General features: G+C 52.0%; 21 protein-coding genes and 3 pseudogenes. 15 read left to right on the forward strand and 9 right to left on the reverse strand.

All coding sequences use genetic code 11. The features are described 5' to 3' along the window. Positions 1 to 24: 24 nt before the first annotated feature. From JMI88_RS01180 to JMI88_RS01200, 5 genes and pseudogenes are all read left to right on the forward strand, one after another. Positions 25 to 567 carry a hypothetical protein gene (locus JMI88_RS01180; protein WP_201359923.1) on the forward strand — a complete coding sequence of 181 codons (543 nt, stop codon included), beginning with the start codon at positions 25 to 27 and terminating at the stop codon, positions 565 to 567. A gap of 63 nt (positions 568 to 630) precedes the next feature. Beyond that, positions 631 to 774, forward strand: a pseudogene (locus JMI88_RS01185) (transposase); the annotation flags it as partial. A 354-nt stretch (positions 775 to 1,128) separates the two neighbouring features. Beyond that, the gene (locus tag JMI88_RS01190; protein ID WP_201359924.1) at positions 1,129 to 1,524 is read left to right on the forward strand and encodes a cupredoxin domain-containing protein; all 396 of its coding nucleotides are present in this window, start codon (positions 1,129 to 1,131) and stop codon (positions 1,522 to 1,524) included. Positions 1,525 to 1,657: 133 nt separating this feature from the next. Next, a complete protein-coding gene (locus JMI88_RS01195; RefSeq protein WP_201359925.1) occupies positions 1,658 to 2,290 on the forward strand; it encodes a hypothetical protein in 633 nt (210 codons plus the stop codon). A 73-nt stretch (positions 2,291 to 2,363) separates the two neighbouring features. After that, a pseudogene (locus JMI88_RS01200) lies at positions 2,364 to 2,552 on the forward strand (TMEM175 family protein); the annotation flags it as partial. 108 nt (positions 2,553 to 2,660) lie between these two features. Here JMI88_RS01200 and chrA read toward each other — a convergent pair. Both chrA and JMI88_RS01210 read right to left on the reverse strand, forming a co-directional pair. Further along, positions 2,661 to 3,941 carry a chromate efflux transporter gene (gene chrA, locus JMI88_RS01205; RefSeq protein ID WP_201359926.1) on the reverse strand — a complete coding sequence of 427 codons (1,281 nt, stop codon included), beginning with the start codon at positions 3,939 to 3,941 and terminating at the stop codon, positions 2,661 to 2,663. Positions 3,942 to 4,029: 88 nt separating this feature from the next. Continuing rightward, positions 4,030 to 4,314, reverse strand: coding sequence for a hypothetical protein (locus tag JMI88_RS01210; protein ID WP_201359927.1), 285 nt, complete (start codon positions 4,312 to 4,314; stop codon positions 4,030 to 4,032). 317 nt (positions 4,315 to 4,631) lie between these two features. Between JMI88_RS01210 and JMI88_RS01215 the strand changes: the two genes are divergently transcribed. The 6 genes from JMI88_RS01215 (at position 4,632) to iscB (ending at position 12,460) form a co-directional block, all read left to right on the forward strand. Further along, entirely contained in the window at positions 4,632 to 5,429 is a 798-nt protein-coding gene (locus JMI88_RS01215) for an arsenate reductase/protein-tyrosine-phosphatase family protein (protein ID WP_201359928.1), read from the forward strand. A 121-nt stretch (positions 5,430 to 5,550) separates the two neighbouring features. After that, positions 5,551 to 5,937 carry a VOC family protein gene (locus JMI88_RS01220; protein ID WP_201359929.1) on the forward strand — a complete coding sequence of 129 codons (387 nt, stop codon included), beginning with the start codon at positions 5,551 to 5,553 and terminating at the stop codon, positions 5,935 to 5,937. Positions 5,938 to 6,148: 211 nt separating this feature from the next. Next, positions 6,149 to 7,411, forward strand: a complete 1,263-nt coding sequence (locus JMI88_RS01225) for a cytochrome P450 family protein (protein ID WP_201359930.1) — start codon at positions 6,149 to 6,151, stop codon at positions 7,409 to 7,411. A gap of 130 nt (positions 7,412 to 7,541) precedes the next feature. Next, complete coding sequence (locus JMI88_RS01230; protein ID WP_268905955.1) at positions 7,542 to 7,829, forward strand: helix-turn-helix domain-containing protein; 288 nt, start codon at positions 7,542 to 7,544, stop codon at positions 7,827 to 7,829. Between the two features lie 415 nt (positions 7,830 to 8,244). After that, entirely contained in the window at positions 8,245 to 10,860 is a 2,616-nt protein-coding gene (ppsA, locus tag JMI88_RS01235) for a phosphoenolpyruvate synthase (RefSeq protein WP_201359932.1), read from the forward strand. A 283-nt stretch (positions 10,861 to 11,143) separates the two neighbouring features. Then, positions 11,144 to 12,460, forward strand: a complete 1,317-nt coding sequence (gene iscB / locus JMI88_RS01240) for an RNA-guided endonuclease IscB (RefSeq protein WP_201359933.1) — start codon at positions 11,144 to 11,146, stop codon at positions 12,458 to 12,460. A 178-nt stretch (positions 12,461 to 12,638) separates the two neighbouring features. Here iscB and JMI88_RS01245 read toward each other — a convergent pair whose 3' ends face one another. After that, a complete protein-coding gene (locus JMI88_RS01245) occupies positions 12,639 to 13,232 on the reverse strand; it encodes a DinB family protein (RefSeq protein WP_201359934.1) in 594 nt (197 codons plus the stop codon). Between the two features lie 754 nt (positions 13,233 to 13,986). On the opposite strand from JMI88_RS01245, the gene JMI88_RS40470 reads away from it, so the two are divergent. Beyond that, entirely contained in the window at positions 13,987 to 14,895 is a 909-nt protein-coding gene (locus JMI88_RS40470; RefSeq protein ID WP_373323727.1) for an ISAs1 family transposase, read from the forward strand. A gap of 486 nt (positions 14,896 to 15,381) precedes the next feature. Here the strand turns inward: JMI88_RS40470 and JMI88_RS40475 are convergent. After that, positions 15,382 to 16,491 (reverse strand): annotated as a pseudogene (locus JMI88_RS40475) (recombinase family protein); the annotation flags it as partial. 314 nt (positions 16,492 to 16,805) lie between these two features. Between JMI88_RS40475 and JMI88_RS01260 the strand changes: the two are divergent. Continuing rightward, positions 16,806 to 17,000 (forward strand): hypothetical protein, encoded by a 195-nt coding sequence (locus JMI88_RS01260; protein ID WP_201359936.1) that lies wholly within the window; start codon positions 16,806 to 16,808, stop codon positions 16,998 to 17,000. Between the two features lie 395 nt (positions 17,001 to 17,395). Here the strand turns inward: JMI88_RS01260 and JMI88_RS01265 are convergent, their stop codons facing one another. After that, entirely contained in the window at positions 17,396 to 18,202 is an 807-nt protein-coding gene (locus JMI88_RS01265) for an alpha/beta fold hydrolase (protein WP_201359937.1), read from the reverse strand. 550 nt (positions 18,203 to 18,752) lie between these two features. On the opposite strand from JMI88_RS01265, the gene JMI88_RS01270 reads away from it, so the two are divergent. Next, positions 18,753 to 19,625: a hypothetical protein gene (locus JMI88_RS01270; RefSeq protein WP_201359938.1), complete on the forward strand. Its 873-nt coding sequence runs from the start codon at positions 18,753 to 18,755 to the stop codon at positions 19,623 to 19,625. Positions 19,626 to 19,718: 93 nt separating this feature from the next. Beyond that, positions 19,719 to 20,135 carry a hypothetical protein gene (locus JMI88_RS01275; RefSeq protein WP_201359939.1) on the forward strand — a complete coding sequence of 139 codons (417 nt, stop codon included), beginning with the start codon at positions 19,719 to 19,721 and terminating at the stop codon, positions 20,133 to 20,135. A 38-nt stretch (positions 20,136 to 20,173) separates the two neighbouring features. On the opposite strand, the gene JMI88_RS01280 is transcribed toward JMI88_RS01275, so the two are convergent. From JMI88_RS01280 to JMI88_RS01295, 4 genes are all read right to left on the reverse strand, one after another. After that, entirely contained in the window at positions 20,174 to 21,034 is an 861-nt protein-coding gene (locus JMI88_RS01280; RefSeq protein WP_201359940.1) for a hypothetical protein, read from the reverse strand. Beyond that, the gene (locus JMI88_RS01285) at positions 21,015 to 22,448 is read right to left on the reverse strand and encodes an RHS repeat domain-containing protein (RefSeq protein WP_201359941.1); all 1,434 of its coding nucleotides are present in this window, start codon (positions 22,446 to 22,448) and stop codon (positions 21,015 to 21,017) included. The genes JMI88_RS01280 and JMI88_RS01285 overlap by 20 nt, the downstream gene beginning before the upstream one ends. 224 nt (positions 22,449 to 22,672) lie before the next feature. Beyond that, positions 22,673 to 23,284 (reverse strand): nucleotide exchange factor GrpE, encoded by a 612-nt coding sequence (gene grpE, locus JMI88_RS01290; protein ID WP_201359942.1) that lies wholly within the window; start codon positions 23,282 to 23,284, stop codon positions 22,673 to 22,675. 148 nt (positions 23,285 to 23,432) lie between these two features. Then, positions 23,433 to 25,211 (reverse strand): Hsp70 family protein, encoded by a 1,779-nt coding sequence (locus tag JMI88_RS01295; RefSeq protein WP_201359943.1) that lies wholly within the window; start codon positions 25,209 to 25,211, stop codon positions 23,433 to 23,435. Positions 25,212 to 25,221: the final 10 nt, after the last annotated feature.

The raw sequence follows: 25,221 nt of genomic DNA on the forward strand, positions 1-25,221 counted from the left end.
GAGCAGGCGATTATTCTGGGGCTGATGTGCGAAATTAAGAAGCCGCTGCCTGTCGAGGCGTTGATGGCGATTCTTGAGGATGTTGAAACCTCAAGCATCTTTTTGCGTATGGATGTGGCCCATACACTGGCAGCGACGCGCGCGGAAGAAGCATGTGATCTCTGCATTCGTTTGGCTTTGGATCCAGAAGAGCACCTCTGGTTACGCGAAATACTGATAGGTGATTTCCCGAGTTGGAAAGAGCGAGTTTCTGATAAATTGCTGCTCACGCTGATGACTGATCCAATACCGGCGGTTTGTACTGCGGTCATGGAGGTGTGGTGCTACCGGTCCTCGCAGACTATTCGATTTTGCCCTATTTGCGTCACGAGGGGAAAATATGTACGCGAAACAGCGATTAAAACGTTGATGGCCGCCAAGCAACGTGTTCCCATTGAGCCTATTCTTCGAGGTATTGATGGAGCAAGGCATGTCAAGCGAGTGGGGCAAGGGCGCCCCAAGCTCCGAACCAGGCGGGTTCTGGGAGATAAGGCGTACAGCAGTCGCAAGATTCGCCGCTTGAGATAGCGGCGGGGAATTGGGTACACGATTGCCCGCAGCTGCGATGAGACGCGCACCGGGCCCTTTAACCGAGCCCTCTATAAAGAGCGCAATGTGGTCGAACGCACGATTAATCGACTCAAGCATTTTCGGCGCGTGGCCACTCGCTACGAGAAGCGTGCGGTCAATTTCCTGGCTATGGTCACGCTTGCCTGTATTCTGCTTTGGTTATGACTTGCAAACAGGCCCTGGTCCATTTAACTGAACGCGATTTCATAGGCTCGTTTGATGCATTCGCCTTTCTCCATACACCTTTTTCTGGTAATAACGTGTTACGTCTGTGAACGATCACTTTGGCCATTCTCAATCATCCAACGTTTGGCGAAAACGATACAAATAATGGCACAAAATTTTATGAGTCAGGAGATTTTCGCGGTATCCTGTCATCAATCTGTATCCAGAACGTTTTTAGGGGATTCATTAGAAATTATATGAGACCGGGAAAACGAAAATTTATTCTACGAACAATATAAATGGCGCCTATTGTATAGATAGACGACCAACTATTTTAGAATTGAGGTAAAGTATATGTTGAGAAAATCAGGCGTCATCCTGGCCCTATGTAGCGTTATCGTCCTTCTCCTAGCAGCCTGTGGCACTGCTAGCAATGCTAATCCGGCTTCTCACTCTACAGACAACATTGTCCACATGAGCAGTATGCAGTTTGTCCAGTCGTCCATCACTATTAAAAAGGGAGAAAGCGTCACATTGGTTTCTGATACGATGACACTGCACATTATCGCTAATGGAACCTGGGAGCAGGGTGAGGCACATCCAGGCGCTGAGCCGGGTGCGCCGCAGGTCAAGGATTTGCAAGTTGCAGGCAATAGTTCGCAGATGATTGGTCCGTTCACTACGGCAGGAACGTTCAAGCTCTATTGTACGATCCATTCCGGTATGAACCTGACTGTCCAGGTAGTGTAGGAGTACCGAACCGTCAAGCAGGAATGAATGAAATACATACCATCCCTTCCTAAATAAACAAAAAGACACAAAAGATAAGAGCGCACCAGCCGCACATTTTCAGGCGCGTGGTGGGCTAATAAAGGTGAAAGCAATGATTAATCCTCGTATTGAAACTCGACCACTACTAGAAGAATCTGTAAAGCCGCAATCTGACAGACAGTCTCAAGAACGCGTAATTCCGACCACGAATCTGGCGCTGATCGGCCTGCAACTCATCGTTGGCTATGCCTGGTTGCTAGCTGGTGTCGATAAGATCCTGCTGGGAACCTTCCCTGATCAGCTCAGTAAGCTTCTTCGCACCACTACCAGCAGCGGGCGCTTGCCGGGCCTCTTCGTGGCTCTGCTGCAGGGACTGGTTGTGCCTAACGCTACACTCTTCGGCTTCCTCATCGAGTGGGGTGAGACACTCGCCGGTCTGGGACTCATTACCGCTGGTCTGGTAACGTTGCTGCGCCCGTTTGCCAAGCGCGCTCTCAGAGGAAGAAGTGCGATCCTGTTCGCCTATGGCGATCGGCTGCTGGTGATCCTGGCGCTGCTTGCCGCCATCGGTGCAGGACTGCTCGGTCTGAGCTACTTCATGCTGGATGGTATGCCTGCCCCCTGGTTCACTCCCGGCGTCGCCTACGGTGGTGCAATGGACACCGGACTCTTCCTTGCCGCTGCAAGCGTCGTTATCATTACAGGCCAGCTCACACAGGGCGGCAAAACCAAGCATATAGCTTGAACATAAGATAACAGATGCTCCTATTACCCCAAGATGTGCGGCAACGTACTTGGCGTATCTGCAAGGAGAGAGAATGAGCCGTGAACAGCGAGCAGGGGCCGTCGAAAAAGAGACCGGTCGCCTCGAATCCTTCAGCGATGGTGTCTTTGCCGTCGCCATTACGTTGCTGGTGTTCAATTTGCAGGTGCCACACCTGCCGGGAGCGATCTCCGTGCCCGCGCTGGGCAGCGCGCTGCTTGCGCGGTGGCCGTCTTACCTCACGTTCATGACGAGTAAAGTAGCGAGCATGGGGGGCATAGGATCGTTTAACATGTTTATTTTGCACGTCGGAGGGCGCGTAAGCCCTCCGATGGCACCAGGAATCGCGTCGTTACAGCAAGCTCACACCAGCACCCAGCAGAGCGGAAAGGACCACCACTACCCAGGGTGGCACCTTCCAGATCACCAACAGCCCAAACGCCAAGAGGCCCAAGGCAAAATCCACTGGAGCGTGAATCGCACTCGTCCAAATAGGTTGATAGAGGGCTGCCAGCAAAATACCCACCACAGCGGCATTAATACCACGCAACGCGGATTGGAAGGCTTCGATGGAGCGAAGATGATTCCAGAACGGCAAGATACCAATCACGAAGAAGAACGAAGGGAGAAACATCGCGACGAGGGCAATCAACGCTCCAAGCCATCCGTTGGGAGCAGGTGAGCTTACCGCTCCCAGGTAGGCAGAGAAGGTGAAAAGGGGGCCAGGAACCGCCTGCGCCGCTCCATAGCCTGCCAAAAACTGGTCGTTATTCACCCAGTCAGCGGGCACCACCTCCCGTTGCAAGAGCGGCAACACTACATGTCCGCCACCAAAGACGAGGGAACCGACCCGAAAAAACGTATCAAAGAGGGCGAGGCCCTGCACGTGGATCACCAGACGAAGCACTGGTAGCCCGACCAGGAGGACAACAAAAAGCCCCCAGCAGAACATAGCCAATCGTCGTGACACCTTGAGCGGGAGCGCAGCAGGTTTCGTGCTCTCTGTTGTCCGAAGAAACCGCCATCCGAGAAGTCCCCCCACGGCAAGGATCACGATTTGTCCAATGGCAACAGGCCACAGGAGGATGACGATGGCTGCCAGAATCGCTATCGTTGCTCGTGAACGATCAGGGCAGAGCGTCTTTGCCATGCCCCACACAGCTTGCGCCACCACGGCGACAGCAACCACCAGCAGTCCATGGAGCCATCCTGCCTGCGTGATTCCGTGGAGACCTCTGGTGACATAGGCAAAGATGGTCAATGCAATGGCGGAAGGGAGAGTAAAGCCAAGCCAGGCTGCGAGTCCTCCCCATACCCCTGCACGTGTCATTCCCAGCGCAATCCCCATCTGACTGCTGGAAGGGCCAGGCAAGAACTGGCACAGCGCCAGCAGATCCGCGTAGTTTTGCTCATCGAGCCACTTGCGGCGCACGACGATCTCCTCGCGGAAATAGCCCAGATGAGCGATAGGGCCGCCAAAGGAGGTCAGGCCCAGCCGTGTAAAGGTGGCGAGCACTTCCAGAAATGCGCCTGCAGCAGGACGAGGAGCATCGTCCTGCTGGGATACTTCCTGATCGCCTGGGATATTCCCTGGCCTCTCGCTGATCTGCTTGTTCTGCTCCTGTTGTTTCATACGCTCTGTCTCTTTCATCGAATTATGGTGTGTTCGTGCCTCATCCATCCATCCATCCATACATACATACAGCAGAGCTACCAACTGACTATCTGTATGGCTCAAAAAGTTCAACGGGATTGCCGGAAGAGCCGTCCAGCAGAATCTGCTTGCCACCGTTACCACTCACGATGTCGTTGCGAAACTGGGTTCCGCTCGAGCACAAAGCCTCGATCAGACTGGCAAGGTCTTTGACCTCGATTTGGATGCGATTCCAGCCTCTAGGCTCCGGGTGTTTACCATCCGGCATGAACTGGACCGAGCCACCCGATCCACCTGCAGCCGAAAGAAGGGCTTTCTTCTTGGAGACCCTTGCCTCGTATGCATGAATCATTTTATTCCAATCTTATTTGAAGCAAACATATTTAATAGGACTATAGCACGTCTCTTCAATAAAGGCAAGATCAGTGGGCCACCCAGTGACTGCCCCGTGTGTTGCGGGCTGCGTATGAGTTCTCACGAGATCTGATTCCTCCCCTCGCCGTCAGCCGCGAGATCATCAGTGGTTACAAGCAAGGGCTGTGGCTCACGCGAGCCCCCACCATGATGCCGTCTTCTCCAGAACCACAGCCCTTCACTCTTGACTTTTCAACTCCAATTGGGCATAATACTCTTAAATTGAATTGCTTCAAATAAGATTGGAATAAAACGATGCAGACGATAGTACCGCCAGCGCCATCGGTGCTCAAACTGCTGGCGCATGATTTGCGGTGGACGTTACTCCAACAGCTCACACAGAGTGATTACCGTGTGGCCGAACTCGTTGCGCAGGTGAAGCAGCCACTCAATCTGGTGTCCTACCACTTACGCCAGCTCCGCCAGGCGGGTCTTGTGTATGAGCGACGCAGTACTGCTGATGAGCGTTCGTTTTACTACAGCCTGGACCTGCAACGCCTGCACATGCTCTACCTGGAAGCGTCGTCAAGCCTCCATCCGAGCCTTGGGGAAACGATTCCCCCAGGGAGCCGCACGCAATGGCACTTTGACGGTCCCCCACCACGTCTTCTGTTTCTCTGTACGAGCAACAGCGCACGCTCTCAAATGGCTGAGGCGCTTGTGCATCACCTGGGCCAGGGACAGGCCCAGGCGGTGAGTGCTGGGAGTCATCCTGCCCAGGCGGTCCATCCGTTGGCGATCCGCACGCTTGCCCGATGGGGCATCCAGATGAGCCAGTCCGTGCCCAAATCCTTGGAGATGTTTGTGGGTCAGTCGTTTGATCGCGTGATCACGCTCTGTGATCGGGTTCGCGAGCGGTGTCCCACCTGGCTAGACTCGTCGCCGATTCACTGGAGTTTGCCCGATCCTAGCACGGCAGAAGGATCGGAAGCGGAGCGACAACAGGTCTTCGATCAGTTGGCAATTCAGTTGGACATGCGTATTCGGCTCCTGCTCACGTTGCTGGAGCAAGAGCGCCGGGAGACGATTTCGGGACAGAAGACCGGAAGCTGAGCGTCTCTCAGCCCGGTTCCGGGCTGGAAACGAGAAGGACTTTTGCGACACCAAGTCAAGGAAAGGATCCCTGTAAAGGACTCATCGAAGGAACATGGTTCTTGAAGAAAAGGAGAAAGATATGGCACGCATTCGCTATATTATTGAGGATGTCGATCAAGCGATCACCTTCTACACGCGCCATTTGGGATTTACGCTGGAATTCAACGCGAGTCCGGCGATGGCCTTAGTGACGCGAGGAGATCTCCATCTCCTGCTCAGCGGCCCGCAAAGCTCTGGGGCGCGCCCTCTGCCTGACGGGCAGCGCCCCTCCCCTGGCGGCTGGAATCGCCTGGTCATTGAGGTGGAACATCTGCCAGCCGTGATGGAGACGCTCAAACAGGCAGGAGTGCCTTTCCGTCGAGATGGCATCGTCAGTGGGCCAGGAGGCCAGCAAATCTGGATTGAAGATCCCTCAGGCAATCTCATTGAACTGTTTGAGCCAGCGGGACCCCCATCTCGCCCCTAACGATCTGCTGACTCTGAAAGATCCGGGAGCCTTGCTCGCCCACAGGGTGCGCCATGAATTTCATGGCGCACCCGAAAAGGGCCTTGTTGGGGTATCACTCTGGAAGCTGGAACCTTCCGCTTGGCCTCGCGGGCGATACGTGTAGAATCTGGCTGTAAATCCCACAATGAAACTGGTGGGATTTACAATTCACAGAGAAAGAGAGATCCTAATGGCTATGCAATTTGATGCCGACATGACGGCGACCTCATCTTCCAACGTCTTGGGTGACCAGCTTCTGAAAGACCCGTTCTCTCTCTTCGCGCAGATGCGCGTGATGGGAGCCGTTCTGCCAGCCCCCTTCCCTACGAGCACTCAACAAAAGGCCTGGATGGTCATCCGCATGCAAGAGGCTCTCCAGGTCCTCAAAGATAGCCAACGTTTCACGCTCGATTACGCTGCCGCCCAGGACAATGCACTGGTCCAGCGTATGCAATCATCTCAAGGCTTCCCTCTGTTGGGCCGATCCATGCTCGATGTCGATGGCTTGGCTCATCGACGCTTGCGTGGATTGGTCTCCGAGGTCTTTACCCCCAAATACATTGGGGGCCTGCGTCCCAGCATTGAGCAGATTGCCAACCGGTTGCTCGACCAGGTTGCCGAAGAGGGCTGCATGGATCTGGTCGAAGACTATGCCTATCCCCTGCCCATCAATGTCATTTCCGACATGCTGGGTGTTCCTCACAACCACTGGGATTTGGTCCGAGAAGGGTCCAAAGCGATTGTGGCTGGGGCTGGGGGACGACCGATTACGCTGGATGACCGAAACGCTGATGTACGTGCGCAAAAGATAGACGCCTTCGGCAACTATATCGCGCAGCTCGTGGCTGAAAAACGGCACCATCCGCAAAGCGACCTGATTAGTCAGTTGGTCCAGATCGAAGAAGATGGGGATCGTCTGAGTGAACCAGAGCTGTTGTCGATGGTAGGCTTGCTCCTGGTGGCTGGGCATGAGACCACGTCCAATCTCATCGGAAGCGGGATGCTCGCGCTCCTCGATCATGCAGACCAGTTGGAAAGGCTCAAAGCGGATCTGAGCCTTGTTCCACGAGCCATCGAAGAACTGTTGCGCTTTATCGGGCCAGTCCTGACTTCCGTGCCGCGTCTAGCCACCGAAGAGGTCGACCTCGGAGGGCAACATATCTCGCGAGGAGACATCGTGATCGCAGCGATAACCTCAGCCAACCATGATGAGAGCCACTTCACGCATGCAGCCGAATTGGATCTGCTGCGTTCCATCGATCGTCATCTGGCCTTTGGATATGGCATCCACACCTGTCTGGGCGCTCCCCTGGCTCGCCTAGAAGGTGAGATTGCGTTTACCACACTCCTGCGACGCATGCCAAATCTGCGCCTCAATGCGCCTCGCGAAGCTCTTACCTGGCATGGCTCTCTCAACGTCCGTGGGCTCACTCATCTGCCGGTTGCCTTTTAACCTCTCATGTAGAGGTCCCGACATTTTTTCCCGGTGTTTTTCCGGTTTGCGCAAGAGAAGAAAGAGAGAAGAGAAGAAGTATTTTCTGGGGGAAGGGGGTCATTGAAAGCCTCTTGAGACTCCAGAGGAGATTCCCAAGCCAGAGGAGCGTCGTCACGCGGTGATTCGCTTACATGCTCAGGGCTGGAGTATTTCGACGATTGCTCGCTATCTGGACGTGTCGCGCCCAACTATCTATGGGATTCTCAAGCGCTGGGTGGAAAAAGGGATACGAGGTCTTTCTGATAAATCCCATGCAAATACTAGTAAGCCATGCGTTGATTTACCAACGCGCAATCTGATTCGCAAAAAGCAGGAAGAGAATCCTCTGCTTGGTAAGTGGAGAATGTATGCTGCCCTCAAACAGCAAGAAGGGTGACATGTCGTCTGTCTCACGTCCGAGAGAGCAAGGAACGGCATGGTTTCCGAAGCTCAAAAACGAGCCCGTCTATTCCCATTTTTATTGTATCACCTCCTGTCTACTAGCACACTGCCTTTTTGGACGATTTTTTTTGGCGTTCTTTCCCCTATACTCAGGTAGAAGCGACGCCACTCTGGCGCACCCGCGGTGAAAGCTCTCCTTTGAGCAAAGATACCTCTCGTGTGTGTGCTGAAACCAGCACATGCTTCATCAGGCGTGTGCCAGACCCTCGTCGTGTGCGAAAGGGGGCCTTACGTGCCGTCACCGCTTAATGGGGCTGTACCAGGCTAGTACAATACTCCGGTAAATCGTTTTAGCCCGAAGGATGTCATCAAAATTATCAAAGTAAGGAATGGCCAAAGGAGGTAAACATATGAGTCCATATGTGCTTGGTTTTCAGGACATTGACAAAACAAAACTCATGGTTGTTGGGGGCAAAGGCGCGAACCTGGGGGAACTATCCAAGATTGAAGGAATACGCGTACCAGATGGCTTTTGTATTTCTACTGAAGCCTTTAAAAGAATCATTGGGGAAACGTCGTCGATTCACGAATTGCTTGATCAGTTATCGCTTCTAAAGGTGGAAGACCGGGATAAAATCGGTGAACTTAGCGGTGAGATTCGCAGGGTCATCGAAGGGATAGCCATCCCTCAAGACATTCATGAAGAGATCGCCCGCTTCCTCTCCAGGCTTGATGAAAAAAATGCCTATGCAGTGCGATCCAGCGCAACTGCAGAGGATTTACCGGCGGCTTCCTTTGCAGGCCAGCAGGATACGTATTTGAACATTATTGGAAAGGAAGCAATCCTAAAGCATATCAGCAAGTGCTGGGCATCGCTATTTACCGAGAGGGCAGTAACTTACCGCCTTCAAAACGGCTTCGACCACCGTACTGTCCGTCTGTCTGTGGTTGTTCAGAAGATGATCATCCCACAGGTGGCTGGAATTGTGTTTACTGCCGATCCCGTCACTTCTAATAGGAAGGTGTTATCCATTGATGCCAGCTTCGGACTTGGTGAGGCTTTGGTCTCCGGTCTGGTGAATGCTGATAGCTATAAAGTGCGTAACGGCACGGTTATCGATAAGAAGATATCCACCAAGAAGCTGGCTATGTATGCCTTAAAAGATGGCGGTACGAAAGAACAGGAGATTGAGCCTGAGAGGCAGAATAGGCAAGCGCTGACGGATGAGCAGATTTTGCAGCTCGAGCGCATGGGCAGAAAGATCGAAGCACATTTCGGTTGCCCCCAGGACATCGAATGGTGTCTGGTTGATGATACATTTTATATTGTCCAAAGTCGGCCAATCACGACGTTATACCCCATCCCTGAAGCGAATGATCAAGAAAATCACATCTATATATCTGTCGGCCATCAACAAATGATGACCGACCCCATGAAACCATTGGGATTGTCTTTACACCAGTTAATAGCTGCTCGACCCATGTTTCAAGCTGGTGGAAGGTTGTTTGTCGATGTCGCACAACAACTGGCTTCACCTATCAGCAGAGAAATGATATTAACTGGCATGGGACAACACGATCCGCTCATAAAAGATGCACTTATGACCATCATAGAGCGAGGAGATTTCATACAATCGTTCCCAAATGATAAAAAAGAAATGAGTCCCACTCAAAGCAATAAAGGTATGTCGTCTGCAGATTTTCAAGTACCATTCGAAAACAATCCGGCAATCGTTTCCGATTTGATGAAGCGTAGTGAAACATCGGTAGACGAGTTAAAACACAACATCCAGACGAAATCAGGATCGGATCTATTTGATTTTATCCTGGAAGATATCCAGGAATTAAAAAAGATCTTATTTGACCCACAAAGTTCGGCTGTGTTTATGGCTGCGATTAATGCTTCCGCATGGATCAATGAACACATGAACAAGTGGTTAGGTGAAAAAAACGTAGCAGATACGCTTTCTCAATCGGTCCCAAACAATATTACCTCGGAAATGGGGCTGGCGCTATTGGATGTCGCAGATGCGATTCGCCCGTATCCAGAAGTAATTGAGTATTTACACCAGGTAAAAGATGATACTTTTTTGGATGAACTGGTGAAGTTTCATGGTGGACAGAAAACCCAAGAGGCTATCTCTGCTTTTCTTACCAAATACGGAATGCGCTGTGCCGGAGAAATCGATATTACGAAAACTCGTTGGAGCGAAAAACCAACGACACTTATCCCCATGATTCTCAGTAACATCAAAAACTTTGAGCCTCATGCCAGCAATCGAAAATTTGAGCAAGGGCGACAGGAAGCATTGAAAAAAGAACAAGAGTTATTAGATCGATTGAAGCAATTACCGGATGGTGAACAAAAAGCCAAAGAGACGCAACGAATGATCAGCCTCATCCGGAACTTCATCGGTTATCGTGAATATCCAAAATACGGCATAGTTAATCGCAACTTCGTTTATAAGCAGGCTTTACTGAAAGAAGCCGAACGACTCGTACAGGCCAACGTTATTCATGAAAAAGAAGATATATACTATCTCACTTTTCAAGAACTTCGCGAAGTCGTACGCACAAATAAACTGGATTACCTGATCATCAGCAAACGAAAAGATGAGTACAAATTCTATGAAAAACTCACTTCTCCACGTGTTATCACGTCTGATGGTGAAATCATTGCAGGTGAGTACAAACGGGAAAATCTCCCAGCCGAAGCAATTGTAGGTCTACCTGTTTCTTCCGGAGTTATAGAGGGACGAGCACGTGTCATCTTAAACATGGAAGATGCTGATCTAGAAGAGGGAGATATATTAGTCACCTCCTTTACTGACCCTAGCTGGACACCATTGTTTGTATCCATAAAAGGCCTCGTCACCGAAGTTGGTGGACTGATGACCCATGGAGCAGTTATCGCACGTGAATATGGCTTACCAGCAGTTATCGGAGTGGAAAGTGCTACCAAACTGATAAAAGATGGGGAACGAATTCGCGTGAATGGAACAGAAGGCTATGTAGAAATCTTATAATGGGGAAGATGTTGTTTTCCCGCCTTTGGAGCTAAATAAAAGGTCAGGAACCTCATCCCCTAAAAGGGGATGGGCTTGTGTGAGCAAGCTCATACCTGACCAGTCTCAGTTTTGAAAGAGAAACTACGTTCGGGAAGAAATTAGGTACGGCAGGGTGCATGCCAGCCCTGCCCTCTATGGTCAATCATTAAACAGGCTTATAGGGTTAAACCAGTGTGGTTGACGATAAACCTTTCACGAACATTGACGAGGCAAACCTTACCCTAGCAATAGGAGGCTCATCTTGAGCAAAGTTTTCGTAGTAGATAGTTCTGGTAAGCCATTAGACCCGGTGCATCCCGGGTATGCACGTCTCTTGTTAAAACAAGGCAAGGCAGCAGTGTATAGGAGATATCCATTTACACTTATTCTCAAGAAAACCATAGAACAGACACACGTAAAGCCACTTCGGATCAAGCTTGATCCTGGCAGCAAAACAACTGGTATTGCGATAGTAGACGATACATCAGGTGAGGTGGTTTTTGCGGCGGAGCTTTCTCATCGTGGACATGTTATCAAAGATGCTCTTGACTCAAGACGTGCGATCCGACGTTCACGCCGACAACGAAAAAACCGCTATAGAAAAGCTCGCTGGCAAAATCGCAAAAACAAAAAGAATGGCTGGCTTCCACCTTCCCTAGAGAGCCGGATTGCTAATATATTGACCTGGGTTCGTCGCCTTTCTCGTTTTTGCCCTATTCAAGCTATCAGTCAGGAACTCGTAAGATTTGATACACAGTTGATGGAGAATCCAGAAGTGAAAGGAGTGGAGTATCAGCAAGGCACTCTAGCAGGATATGAGGTGAGAGAATATTTGCTCGAAAAATGGAACCGTCACTGTGCCTATTGCGGAAAAACAGATGTGCCTTTACAGATAGAGCATATTCACCCCCGCGCTAACGGTGGCACGAATCGCATAAGCAATCTCACTCTGGCCTGTGAGAAGTGCAACACGGCCAAAGGAACCAAAGATATCAAAGACTTCCTCAAGAAGAAACCTGAGGTGTTGAAGCGTATCGAGGCTCAGGCAAAGAAACCGCTCAAGGACGCGGCGGCAGTCAACGCGACACGCTGGGCGCTCTTTGAACGCTTGAAAGCAACAGGCTTGCCTGTTGAAGTAGGCACTGGTGGATTGACGAAGTTTAATCGAACAAGCAGAGAGCTTCCTAAGACGCATTGGCTTGATGCTGCATGTGTTGGCAAGTCTACACCTGAACGGATCATTGCGAAAGATATTGTACCCTTGCTGATCAAAGCAACGGGACACGGCAATAGGCAAATGTGCTTGCCAGACAAGTATGGGTTTCCGCGCACTTCCGCCAAAGGAGCCAAGAAGGTCAAAGGGTTTCAAACAGGCGATATCGTCAAAGCCGTTGTGACCAAGGGCAAAAAAGTGGGCACCTATGTCGGACGTGTCGCGGTTCGGGTGAGTGGATCATTCAACGTGACAACCAGCACCGGGATCATTCAAGGTATTAGCTATCACTACTGCCAGATGCTTCATCAATGCGATGGCTATAGTTATCAGAAAGGAGAGGTGGCGTTTCCTCCCACCGCCTGAAGGCAGGTGGGTCTCCACGCCGCTACGAACGATGAAAGCTAGGAAGGCGACCCAATCCAGGGTCGCTTTCTCAGATGGAATGTCACTGAAGCTCCAGGGGCGACCTTGGAGCTTCAGCGACTGCATCATGCGCAACCTATCCACCCATGAGAGAGGGGAACTGAAGACGTTCCTGTTCTTAATCCAACTCGACTACTGGCAGGCCGTGGACGCCGAGAGTGGTGGAGATTTCGCTACCGTGATGAATGTCATGTTCGAGCACCCCCCAGATGATCCACTGGCGCGAATGTGCAGGTTTCACTTCTCCCGCCAGACGCTCCCTCTCCAACCACATCTGGGCGAATGGCTGGAGCGAAGGCTCTACAAGTTTCGCGTGACGCACGCGTTCCGCCTCATCCAGAGGCGGGAAGACCTGCTCAAGATCAGCAGGGGTCAGGCGGGCAAGCGTCTTCTCGATCAGCTGCCAGGTCTTCTCAAGTCCGGCAACCAGTTCTGCCGCCGGATGTAATGGATCCACGTCCCCCTCACAGACTCCCAGAGCCCATAAGTCGAGGGAAGTAAGATCGGCGCTCCCCTCGCCCATCCGTGCGTGGAACCACCAGGCGCGATTGGCGACAATATGCGTCGCGTACATGCCAATTGACCAGTGTTGCGGCGTGGTGCGCAAGGCAAGCTGCTCTCCGGTAAGGGGCGCGATGGCCGCGACCAGACGCTGCTGGTAGATACCCCAACCCGCGTAGAAGGGGAGGAGCGAAAGCTGATGTTCTGTCATGATAAGTATTCCTTGCTTTTTGTCTTCGAGAAAAAACAGTACGATCGTATCAACACGCGCAAGGACACGATGGGGCAGAAAAAGGGAGGAGAGAGAAAAGGCTCATCGCTTACACGATGATCGAAGAGGCGGATGCCGCGACAGGGGAAAAGATGGCATCCATCTGCGGGTGCGTATGGTGGATGGGGAACATCAGCGATGCGTTCGCCAGAGTTCCATGCCTGACACCTCTTTGCTGCACGCTTCTCCATATCTCTGAGCACCATCACATGCTTGCGTTATCACTATCCGCCGTCTCGGCTCCGGCTTCGCCAGAAGGGCCGTCGAGCAGCAATCATGCCCTGCGGCATTCCAGGCGTAGAATGGCTGAGCGCTCATGCCTGATGAGAGACACGCGATAGATGGAAGCAAGAATGGTCACGTCTGTTTCACTGTTTGAACAGGAACCAGGATGGAGTTAGCAGCACACTGGCATAGATGTCAAAACCTCCCCAAAAAACGAGTGAATACTTTACTACTATACAGGCAGAGAGATGATCCTGTCAAGGATGGGTTGGCGAACTGCAGGGCTATTTAATTCTGTCAGAGAGAGAAGAAAGAACAAACAAAAGGGATCATTGACTGCTACAATGAGTTCACCAAAAAAACGCTCAGAAAGCAGGAATGATCCACAATGACGCCTATTATACCGCAAGAAAGCATCCCATTGGCTAGATGGAAGACCCAAAAAGAGATTCTCTCGATCTATGAAGCCATGCAACAGCTCACCGATAGACGCCGCGAGCAGGGAAAAAGGTATCCGCTCTCACTCGTGTTGACCTATGTGCTCTTGGCAAAGGCAGCAGGAGAAACAACATTACAAGCCATAACAGAATGGATACGATTGCGGGCAGATTGGTTGCAAGAGATGCTCCCTGGGGTGAGAGCGAGCTTTCCCTGTGCCGCCACCTACAGTAACGTCTTGCGAGCCGTCGATGCTGAACAAGTCAATGCGGTTTTGATGGCCCTGCTCACGCGTGTGCAGGCTCCTCACCGAGAGCCAGGTCAACAGCAACATATCGCATTGGATGGCAAAACGTTGCGAGGAACCCAGCAGCATCTGGCAGAAGATCAAAAGAAGGTCCATCAAGTCAATGTCTATGAAACCCACACTGGCGTGATTCTCAAAGAGCAAGTGGTGCAGGAAAAAGAGGGGGAGCAAAGTCGGGTGGGCGAGGTGCTGATCCCGCAGTTCGTCAAAGGGCGCATTGTGAGTGCTGATGCCTTGCATACCCATGCCTCTGTGTGCGCCAGCATTCTGGCCTCTGGTGGGGACTATGTGCTTTTCGCCAAAGGCAATCAACCCACCTTACAAGAAGATTTGCAGCTCTTTTTCAGCGAACCACCGTTGGACTGTCGAGATTGGCGAGAAGGAGAGACCGTGGACAAAGGACATGGACGACTGGAAGTGCGAACGCTGGTAGCTAGCACCGAACTCAACGACTTTCTGGGCCATGAGTGGCCAGGCATTGCACAGGTCTTTCGCCTCAGACGCCGCGTGAGCAAAGCGCTCTCTTGCACGCAGGAGTGGGTCTATGGCATCACGAGCCTGACCCCCTCCCAAGCCAATCCGCAGCGGTTGCTTCAGTTGATCAGGGATCACTGGGCCATTGAAATAGTCTAATCGCAAATGACAAAAACGAGTCGTTTCGCCCTTGGAAGAGGTTGGGATCACATAGCGGATCTCAACCTCTTCGTTCGTGACGATGACACGATCAACAAGCAATTCGATGAGCTGCCGCTTCTGTTCAAAGGTGGCGGCACTGAGCCCTTGCTGAACGCGCTGGCAGAATATTTCAATCGATTGCACCATTCCAGCAAGCTGATCATGGCATCCCACAGTAGCTTCCAATTGCCGCTTTTGTTCGGCAATAACAGACAGGCGCTGTTCCAATTCAATCTTGCGTCTCTTGTACTCTTCGAGTTGAAGCACATTCGCCAGATAGGCATCCGTTAGCCGTTCCATCTGCTGTTCCAAACTAACTCTCGCCTTGCGCAGATTCTCCCGACGAGCTTGCAGTTCTTGAGGAAGCCACAGCCCACCTTGAGCACGAGCGAGCGCAGTGGTAATGGCGTTGGGATGCGTGAGTATCTCACAGACATCTTGCCAGACCAGTTCATCGAGTTGCTCAACAGGAATCGAACGTGCTGGACATTTTTCATCTCGGTGCGAGATAGTTCCATGGCTTTTGCCCACACAGACATAGTACGCATAGCCTCCGCGGCTACTGCGACCAATACAGCCAAGCCGACATGTCCCACAACTGACCATGGCACGTAGCAGGTAGGGATAGGCGGTATTGTTGCGACGGGCAAATTGCTGATTGTGTACCAGTTTTTGTTGCACCAAATCAAATTGCTCCTGGTTGATCACTGCTGGAACTTGAGTGATGGCAGTCCATTCCTCCTGGTTCGTCTGGACATGTCCTCCTCGACCTCGGCCAATAGGGACCAGGGCTGAGTGTCGTCCACGAGCCTCAGTAGGACGACTGCGTCCAATGTAGACAGTTCCCGTGTAGACAGGGTTGGTAAGAATGCCTCGGAGGGTGGCCTGATTCCATCGGGTTTTCCCGGCAGGACTGGCCACACCCAGGTTTGTTAAGCGTTGGATTTCCGCCTTTAAGCTCTTGCCTTCTTGCAGGTAGCTTGAGAACAGTTCTGCCACGACCGCGGCTTCTGCCAGGTCAAGACGGACCCCTGCCGGATCACGGGGATGGGCAGGATCAACCCGATATCCATAGGGTGCGCGGGTCCAAGGAAGCAACCCACCTGCCAGGTACTTCTGACGTCGTCCCCGCCTCATACGCTCGGCAATCAAACTGCGTTCGTACTCGGAAACGGCTCCGCGAATTTGGAGCAGAAGTTGATCGTGGGGATCATGGCTCATGGGACGATCCACAAACTCCACCTGACATCCACCTTGTTCAAATTCTTCAATGAGCAGCATCTGATGCACGTAGTTACGAGCCAGTCGATCAGGGGCCGTGATCACTACGCGATCAAAGATGGCCCGTCCGATTTGCTCTCGTAACCGATCTAGCCCCGGACGACGCAGTTTGGCCCCGCTGTAGCCATCATCACGAAAGATGTGTTCCTCTTGCCACGGCCAGCCTTGTGCTTCATGATAGTTGTGCAAACTGTCGAGTTGTTGTTCGATCGTTTGTGTCTGTGTTTGTCGTTGCGTTGAAACGCGGACGTAGACTGCGATGTTCATTGTCATCCTCCCGGTGTCCTGACTCCTGGAAGGTGGAAGGCGAAGATGGCCTGCTCCATTGGAGAAGCAGCTGATAGGCTTGATCCCATCGACGCTCAGCACCAGGAGCCTCAATCGTGGAATGATGGATGCTCCATTGTCGTTTGTTCATAGACTTCTACCTTCGGGCAATCTATGATCTTGATGGTCTCTGAAGCGTATTGTCTCTCATGTGGGAAGCCTTTTCGTGCTGACCTTTTGGGAAGATATCTCAGCCGACTCAAGCAAAATTTGTCATTTGTGATTGTACCATTGAAAATCGGCTTCATTGGAGGCGTGATATGACGTTGCGTGAGGACCACTCTCAGGTCCGCAAAGGCATTGCTCCTCGCATCATGGCCATTCTCAATAGCTTTCTGTTGGCCCTGTTTGATTGGCTAGGCGTCACCAACGTGGCGAGCCAGATGCGCGTCTTCGATGCGCATCCCATCCTAGCCCTTCGCCTCTTTTTTCTCTCTTTGCTGAGAATTAAATAGCCCTGGGCGAACTGGCGAACCCGATCCGGGACGCTTGGATCGGTAGAGGAGAGATACAGTACTTCCGGCGCGGCCATGGACATCCTCGCCTGATATATGCGTCCGTCTTTCGCAGACCAACAGTTCGTCAATCCAAAGATAGAGGAACGCCATTTACAGGTTTTGGAAAAAGTAGACCTGATGGGATGCAGCTTTTCCAGGAAATTTTGCCCTAGTGCTCAAGATTGGGAGCAATGTTTCACGTTTGCGGGCCAGACTTGCTCACTTAGTAGAGCATTTACCAGTTCTGACCACTTTGATTCTCGGTATCGCAACCATGTCTTCATTGTTGTGATACCACAAGCATCCAGAGAAACATATTGATGAATTTAGAAGAGCTAGTGAAATGCGTCGGATCAGCGTTTCATCTGCTCTCGTACCTGCACGACCATCTGCCGGACAAGATCAACGATCAATGTCGGTTCATCTTCATGGATCAAGTGTCCGCTCTTGCTGGCAATGAGATGGCAGCTTTGAGAAGAAAGTTGCGCCAATTCTCGTTGCATCTGGAGCCAGAGCCGTTCCATTGCTTCGATCAAGCCAGAAGGGTACTTCGCCGGGTCCCGCATTGGGCATCCCCGACTCAACACTACCAGGGGAAGATTGCCCAGATTGTGACAAGAACGCAACAGGGCGCTGTTGGCAAGGTTGTCGATCTGTTCGGCATTCTGTCTGGAATCGACCCAACGCGACTCCCAGATATGCCGTAGATGGGCAAGATCAGGGCATGCATTGGGCTGGGGAGGCAGGACCGCGAGATAGCGCTCGCGCTGATCTTCATGCGAGGCATCGATGAGCACGAGCGCAGCAACCTCGTCGGGATAGCGCTCACGATAGAGCCGCACGATGTGCCCTCCCATCGAATGGCCAACGAGCACATAGGGGCTGGGGAGAGTAGCCTTCTGCAACAGCGTGTGCAGATCCAGCACCAGATCTTGAATAGTTCTTGGGATGGGTGCAGGGTCGCTTTGTCCCAGGCCAGCCCGATCGTACCACACGACGCGTGTCAACGCGGCGATCTGCCCGGCAATGGTGTCATAAGTGCTGGCGGCGATTCCCAGGCCCATTTCGAATACAACGGTGGGAACGCCCTCACCCGCAGTTTTCAGAGCAAGTCGGCGCCCACCAATATTCACCAACGTTGGTGTGTATTTCGCTTCCACTATTGTCGCCTTTCCCCTCTCTTGATTTGGGGCCATTCCTCACGTGTGCTATGAGCACAGCAGAACAGCACAAAACAACTTGGCCGCTTGCGCAAAGCATACACCGAGCTGACCCGATGTGTCGAGATCCCTGGGCCAATGGGCGACGGCACGGACTTGTACTTGTTCTCATACCCCAGTGTTCTCCAGTTATTCCATGTTTAAACACTATAGACCGCATTGTGTACAGCACAGGTCGCACTCATCCGTATACCGAATTTTGACAGAGACAGTCCATATGTCATTGACCCACTTATATGGAGACCTGAAAGATAAGGGGTACTCTTTAGAAAAGACATCCTCTGCGCTCCCCACGATGAAGCGAAATTGGTAAGACTGGTATCAAACAGGGGACCGAAAGGCACCCCACATAAATGAGCCTGGGGAGCTGGTTCAGAGGATCTCCTCGAAAGTGCAAAGTACCATTTGACAGCCAATTTGACATCCAATTTCAAAAGCAGCGTTTTGAGGTCTCCAAAGGCCACAAAAATAGCATAGAACGGTACACGGAATGAGCACACAAAATACTTCACGACTGCACGCATTTGCGACCCTGCACTGGTATGATGAGACCATCAAGTTCATCTTCAACTTCGTCACCAAGACCAGCGAGCTCCTGCTGGCCACAGGTATCGTGGTCAGCACCGCCAACTTCCTCACCGATGGCAGCGTCATGCAGGGGCACGTTGCCCTCTCAGATGCCTGGGCATGGGCGCAAGCCATCGCCATCGACTCCAGCCTGGGCATCGTCTTCATCAACGCCTTCCAGGCTCTGCGGGAGCGCGACAAGATACGCGCGGCGATCTTCTTCACGCTCACGGCCCTGCTCGCCACAGTCGCCGGGCTCATCACCCACTTCGACGCCCTCGGACACGCCGCTGGCCTCCCCGTCTCAGACAAAGGCGTCTCCGGCGTCATTCCTCTCTGGATCATGACCGCCCTGCGTGCCGTGGCCGTCATCGGCTTCCTCCTCACCTCCCGACTCAAAAACTTCTCCTTCAACGAGCTTCGCGACGACTGGCACAAAGAAGAAAACAAAAAGCAGGAAAAACAGGAAGCGGTCCCGCAAATTGACTACAACGAACTAGCCAGGCACTGCAAGGCGTTATCCGGAATATCAGCGAAGAAAAGGACCCTGAAACACCCACTAGCGACGAGCCCCCCAAACTCTTCCTGCTCACGACCGCAGAAGAACTCAAACCAGAAACGGAACCAGCGGAACAACGGATCGCGCAAGCCTATGCGGAACTGCTGGAGGAAAGAGCAGAGCAGAGAAACGATAAACCCGTATCAGCACGAGACCTGGCCCAACGCGCCAAAGCACGCCGCGCCACGTGCAGCGCCTGGCTCAAACAACACGAAGAAGATCTACAAACAAATGTAGAGCAGCAAGCAGAACTATAACATGGCTACATCAGGGGCAATGTGCAATCTACATTGTCCCTATCAACCTGTTGAAATAAAAAGGGAGCTTAACATGTCACACACAACGCAAGCAATCATCATCCTGATCGGTACCACCATCTTGGTTGCCATCATGATTATCATCGCCGAAACCTATGGAGTGAAAAGATACTCATGTCCAGCGTGCCACACCAAACAAAAAAGTAGCACAAAAAATTGTACTGCCTGTGGTTACTACATTGATATACAACAAAAGCCCAAATTAGAACCTTTTACAAATATGCCACTCGCTATTGCAGCTCCCCGTCGTGTACAAGCAGCTAAGACACCCTGTATTCCCGCTATCTACCTTGCGACAACAATAGCGGAGAACGAAGAAAATATTCCAACCCAGCTCACAAATAACCACTGCCCAATCTGTAAACAATATATGAATCATGAAGATCTATTTTGCGGATATTGCGGAACTAAAATTACAGCAAAGATTTAATATAAGAAATATAAAGCTGAATGGTTTTCTCCTACCATTCAGACGTTGCGACACGTCATGTTGCCCATCGCATCATAGCTGGCATACTGGTTGGGAACGTTGCCTAGCGTGATCGCGCCGTGCGTTGGGAGGATACCATAGGTTTCGCTGCCAGATGGTCTGTTGGTTAAGCGATCCAGGGCATCATAGCTGTAGGATTGCTGGTAGGTACCCACGGTCGTGCCATTGGGGGCCAGGCCACAATAATTGCCACCGGTTGAGGTCCCTGCATTGCTGGACCACACCAGGCGGTTAAGATCATCGTAACAGAACGATTGACTATCCGTCTTGGTGCTATTGGTGGTGGTCGGAACCGTCGTGTTCAAGTTGATAACGTTGCCCGCATTGTCATACGTTCGCGTCTGGCTCCAGCGGCCGTTATAGGATAAGCTCGTCGAGAACGTTGGGGTCGGCATACTCGTCGTGAGGCCCGTACCACCAAAAGCTATGCCGGAGAGTTGTTCACCGTTCGTGTAGCTGACTTGACTCACCAGGAACGTGGCCGGATCGCTCGTGCCCGCACCGCCAAAGTAGGCCGAACGCAAGTAATCGTTACTGTTATATTGCGAGGTGACCAGTTCACCATCGGGATAGACCAGTGTGGTGAGTTGCCCCATATCGTTGTAGGAGGCATTGACGGTCTGGGTCGTGATGGTACCATCGGCCGTCACCGAGAGGCTATTTTGATCGGGACGTCCCCTCTCATCGTAGCCCGAACAGCGCCACCCGCTGCCAGCGGTCGAGCGGAACGTGTCGGCCGTCTCGTTTCCAATGGGATCAGAAGCAAACGAACCAGTCGGTGCCGTACACCCCGATGGGAAAGCCACGCCGGTGTTGCTGCTATTTGTCATAGCTATCATAGAAGAAGGTCGCATACGCGCTACTACTACACGGATTGACCGCTGCCGATGTCGTGCCTTTACAGAGCGGACGATCAAGCAGATCATAGCTGACATAGGTACTCTGGCCGCGTGGGTCCGTCTGACTGAACAGATTGCCATAGCCATCATAGTTGTAAACCCAGTTATTACCGGAGTCACTATCGTTCATCCCCACCTTGCAGCCTACCCCGTCATAGGTGGTCTGCTGGGAAGCAACGATGGTGGAGGTGGCATCAATGGTGTTGGTCGACACCAGGTTGCCCACAGTGTCCCGGTTGTACTGGATCGTGCGCACCACCGTATAGGGGTTGGTCCCGGTAAAGACCTGATCGTAGCGATGCCGTCCCAGCGCGTCAGCATAGCTGATTTGCTGGTGATGGTACGCATCCACGGTGATGGTGCGCTCAAAGGGGGTCGTCGACTGCTCCTTGTTGAAGCTGGGCAAGGCGTTGGCGACCTGATAGGAGATGCTGGTCGAGAGCATAATGGTCGAGGCATCCTGATAGGTCGCTGTTCCTAACGAGCGCCCCAGGCCATCGTAGTTGGTGACGGTACGAGCTTGCGCCAGATTGGGCGCGATGTAGCCGGTACCCGACAGCAACGAAATGGCATAAGGCAGGCTCTTGGTGGTAGCGCGCCCCATGTTATCGTAGATCGTGTAGGTAATGAGCGTTGAAGGGATCTTGGGCACTTTTGACCACAGATTGGGTCCGGGCGTTTTGGTCTCGATCAGCCGTCCCTGCCCATCGTACCACTGCTGGGTAGTCACGGTTTGCGTGCCGTCGCTCACAATGCGCGTGGTCGTATCCAGTTCCAGGCATGGGGCCGTCGAACCCTGGGTACAGGTGTTCTTGTAGGTATAGGTAATTGTCGGACTGGTCAGCGTGTCACCGGGAGCCGCCACCGCAGTCAGTCGTCCCAGAGTATCATACTGGTAGGCGGTCGTCTGGCCGTTGGCGTCCTTGGTGGCCATCACCCACTGCCCGTACCCGCCAGTTGCCGTGCCGTTGTAATCGGTCTGCACCATCTGATTTTTGGCATTGTAGGCTTTGGTTACGTGGGCATCAAAACCATCATAGGAGGCACAGGCGGTATATTTCGTGGATCCGCCGGTACATCCCTGATGACTATCAGGATCCAGCGTCGCGACCGGCACGCCCGAGCTATCAAAACTCGCTTGATTGACAATCAAGGAACCAGGTGCCAGACAGCCATTGCTCGGGTCGCTATACCCCGTGTGGTCTTCCGAACGCGTCACATCCGGCAAGGTCGGAGCGGTATTAAATGCACTGTTGACGCCATAGAAATTCGCGTGGCACCCATATCGCGTCCCAGACGCATCTTGCGTTGTGGTCAGAGCCGCGAGGTTGGTCAGGTAGACCGATCCCGACACGTTATCATTGGGGTAATCGGATTTTAGATTTTTTCATGAATTTTTGTTCATCGCACTCATTTTACTATATTTTATTCTGATTTTGCATATTGTTCTGCGCTTTAATAACATTTTTAACCTGGACTTTTTTTAGAGAAAGACAAGCACCGCCCTATCCAACAAAGCAGCGTTGGAGAATCAGGTACCGAAATCGACACTAGGACACCGGTATATTCAACCTAGATTCAGCTCGTGTATACGATGACTTCCTGGGGACGAATCAACTGATCGTGAAAGAGATAACCAGGACGCACAGTACTATGCACATAATCGTTGCGTGTCGGATCATCTGTCGACTCTGTGCCTACGATCATCTGTCGCTCATAGTCACAGGGACCTTCTGCATTGAGGAGCATCACGCCCTCTGTCTCCAGAGCATGCGTCAACCGACGATAGATTTCCTCCAATACCTGCGGCTGAACGGAGGTGCCTCCCGCCTTTGCCAGCAGTACCCAATCGCTCAATTTGATCAGCTCTTTTGCTGTGGTCGATAGCGTTGCATCTTTATTGGAAATAGATGGTGAAGCAGTTGCTGCTTGCTTATTCTGGGCAACAGGTGGCTGGCTAGAATCCTGTTTATCTTTGGCTGGAGACGGTGCCAACAAGGTCGCTTGCTGTTCTGTCAGACGTTCTAACAATGTACAGGTCGATTGTAGGATTGCGACGAGATCCTGTGTAGATTCAGGAGAACTAGCCGGTAACTTATTGAGATCGCGGGCCAGTGCTTCCGCACGTATAGCCAGCACTTTCGTCTGACGCATATTTCTGAGCAAGGAAACAATCCATTTCACGTCCATTCTGTTTCTCCCATCTTCGATGAACCATGCCTAAAATCCATATTCCTGTCAGCAGCGGGTAATCTACCATAGGTGGCACTGCCATAAAGTCCTGGCAGGAGGTAAACCTGATAGCGCACAACAGCCACAAATTCTCTTGACCTCATTCTTAGGGCTGTGGGGATCTATCATCTGGCTGCATTCCCCAGATCTTGATCGTCTTATCCAAACTCCCACTTACCAGCGCCTCTCCATCCGGGCTGATGGCTACACTGTACACTACGTCAGTATGGCCGGTGAGAGTACGCAACTGTTGCCCTGTCGCAAGGTCCCATACCTTAATCGTCTCATCATCACTCCCACTCACCAGCGTCTCTCCATCTGGACTGATCGCTATACTGTACACTCCGCGAGTATGGCCGGTGAGAGTACGCAACTGTTGTCCTGTCGCGAGATTCCATACCTTGATCGTCTTATCATCACTCCCACTCACCAGCGTCTCTCCATCTGGACTGATCGCTACACCGCTCACTCCGCGAGTATGGCCGGTAAGGATATGCAGTAGTTGCCCTGTCGCGAGGCGCCACACCTTGATCATCTCATCACACCCACTTACCAGCGTCTCTCCATCTGGACTGATCGCTGCACTGCTCACTATGCCAGTATGGCCGGTAAGGATATGCAGTAGTTGCCCTGTCGCGAGATTCCATACCTTGATCGTCTTATCCAAACTCCCACTCACCAGCGTCTCTCCATCTGGACTGATCGCTACACCGCTCACTACGTGGTCGGTGAGGGTGCGCAGCAATGTTAACTCTTCAGGCTTGAAGATCCGTATAGTTTTTGTTGATAATGGATTTAGTGCCTGGCGGTATGCATCGTAGCGCCCCGCCCCCTGGCATACCACCAGTTCTAAATCCGGCGCACTGATCGATTGTTTCTTAAAGGTTTGCTGGATCATCTGCTGTACATACGGAATACGACAACTACCACCCACTAGCAAGATGTGATTGATCTGCTCCGGCTTGATGTTCGCCTGTTGGAGCATTTGCTGGCAGCAGGTAATCGTCTCTTGTACAGAAGTCGCGATCATCTGGTTAAATTCCGTACGGGTGAGATGATATTCAATAAAGTCACCAGTACCGGGCACAACAAACGATATCTCGGCCTCGTCTACCTCGCGGAGCTGATGCTTCAGGTCAATACATTGTTCTCCCAGAGAAGCTCGCGCAATCAGAGATGGTTTACTATCGCACTGGAGAGCATTCCGTAGTTCAGGATGTTTATTGACAAGATCTTGATAGATGGCTCGATCAAAATCTGCCCCTCCACAGCGTGAGAGGCCGCTCGGTGTTGCCAGATATTGAAAACTCCCTCCCACCTTCTGCATAAGAGCTGTATCAAAGGTGCCACCACCCAGGTCGTAGACCAGCAAAATATCGCCATTCTTCACCTGGTTCAAACCTGTATAGCACAAACCCGCTGCTACCGGCTCTTCCAACAATGTAATCTCTTTCTCTACAAAGCCAGCTGCTATAGCGGCCTGGAGCATCAGATCGCGTTTATGCGGATGATAGGTAGCGGGAATGGTGATGACAGCCCCCGTAAAGGTGGGACGTCCTGAATTGGTCATGAAGGTATCGGCATCCTGCTTGATCTTGCTCAAGATATGCATGACCAGTTGCTCTGGTAGCCAGGCTTGTTCACCCAACAACACAGGGCGAGAGTTGCCCAGGTCACGCTTGATCTCGCGTCGATGGCGGAGCGGATCACGCAATCGCTGGTTGTTGGCGGCTTTGCCTACCAGTATCTGCCCCTGTGGTGTTAGAAAGACGCTGGAGGGAACAGAAAAGCCCAGCGAGGCAGGATCTTTGACCAGCGTAATGCTCTCCCCATCGAGGAAGGCAGCACTGGAAAAACAGGTCCCGAAGTCGATGCCTAAGCGCATTGTGGGATCT

Source organism: Dictyobacter formicarum (assembly GCF_016587435.1).

What these genes read in the sequence shown, in the direction of transcription:
- grpE (WP_201359942.1), bottom strand. Translation starts at nt 23,284, where the DNA reads ATGGACGTGAAATGGATTGTTTCCTTGCTCAGAAATATGCGTCAGACG.
- JMI88_RS01295 (WP_201359943.1), bottom strand. Translation starts at nt 25,211, where the DNA reads ATGCGCTTAGGCATCGACTTCGGGACCTGTTTTTCCAGTGCTGCCTTC.
- ppsA (WP_201359932.1), top strand. Translation starts at nt 8,245, where the DNA reads ATGAGTCCATATGTGCTTGGTTTTCAGGACATTGACAAAACAAAACTC.
- JMI88_RS01275 (WP_201359939.1), top strand. Translation starts at nt 19,719, where the DNA reads ATGTCACACACAACGCAAGCAATCATCATCCTGATCGGTACCACCATC.
- JMI88_RS01260 (WP_201359936.1), top strand. Translation starts at nt 16,806, where the DNA reads ATGACGTTGCGTGAGGACCACTCTCAGGTCCGCAAAGGCATTGCTCCT.
- JMI88_RS01215 (WP_201359928.1), top strand. Translation starts at nt 4,632, where the DNA reads ATGCAGACGATAGTACCGCCAGCGCCATCGGTGCTCAAACTGCTGGCG.
- JMI88_RS01245 (WP_201359934.1), bottom strand. Translation starts at nt 13,232, where the DNA reads ATGACAGAACATCAGCTTTCGCTCCTCCCCTTCTACGCGGGTTGGGGT.
- JMI88_RS01180 (WP_201359923.1), top strand. Translation starts at nt 25, where the DNA reads ATGTGCGAAATTAAGAAGCCGCTGCCTGTCGAGGCGTTGATGGCGATT.
- JMI88_RS01280 (WP_201359940.1), bottom strand. Translation starts at nt 21,034, where the DNA reads ATGATAGCTATGACAAATAGCAGCAACACCGGCGTGGCTTTCCCATCG.
- JMI88_RS01210 (WP_201359927.1), bottom strand. Translation starts at nt 4,314, where the DNA reads ATGATTCATGCATACGAGGCAAGGGTCTCCAAGAAGAAAGCCCTTCTT.
- JMI88_RS01270 (WP_201359938.1), top strand. Translation starts at nt 18,753, where the DNA reads ATGAGCACACAAAATACTTCACGACTGCACGCATTTGCGACCCTGCAC.
- JMI88_RS01225 (WP_201359930.1), top strand. Translation starts at nt 6,149, where the DNA reads ATGGCTATGCAATTTGATGCCGACATGACGGCGACCTCATCTTCCAAC.
- JMI88_RS01190 (WP_201359924.1), top strand. Translation starts at nt 1,129, where the DNA reads ATGTTGAGAAAATCAGGCGTCATCCTGGCCCTATGTAGCGTTATCGTC.
- JMI88_RS40470 (WP_373323727.1), top strand. Translation starts at nt 13,987, where the DNA reads ATGCAACAGCTCACCGATAGACGCCGCGAGCAGGGAAAAAGGTATCCG.
- JMI88_RS01195 (WP_201359925.1), top strand. Translation starts at nt 1,658, where the DNA reads ATGATTAATCCTCGTATTGAAACTCGACCACTACTAGAAGAATCTGTA.
- JMI88_RS01220 (WP_201359929.1), top strand. Translation starts at nt 5,551, where the DNA reads ATGGCACGCATTCGCTATATTATTGAGGATGTCGATCAAGCGATCACC.
- chrA (WP_201359926.1), bottom strand. Translation starts at nt 3,941, where the DNA reads ATGAAACAACAGGAGCAGAACAAGCAGATCAGCGAGAGGCCAGGGAAT.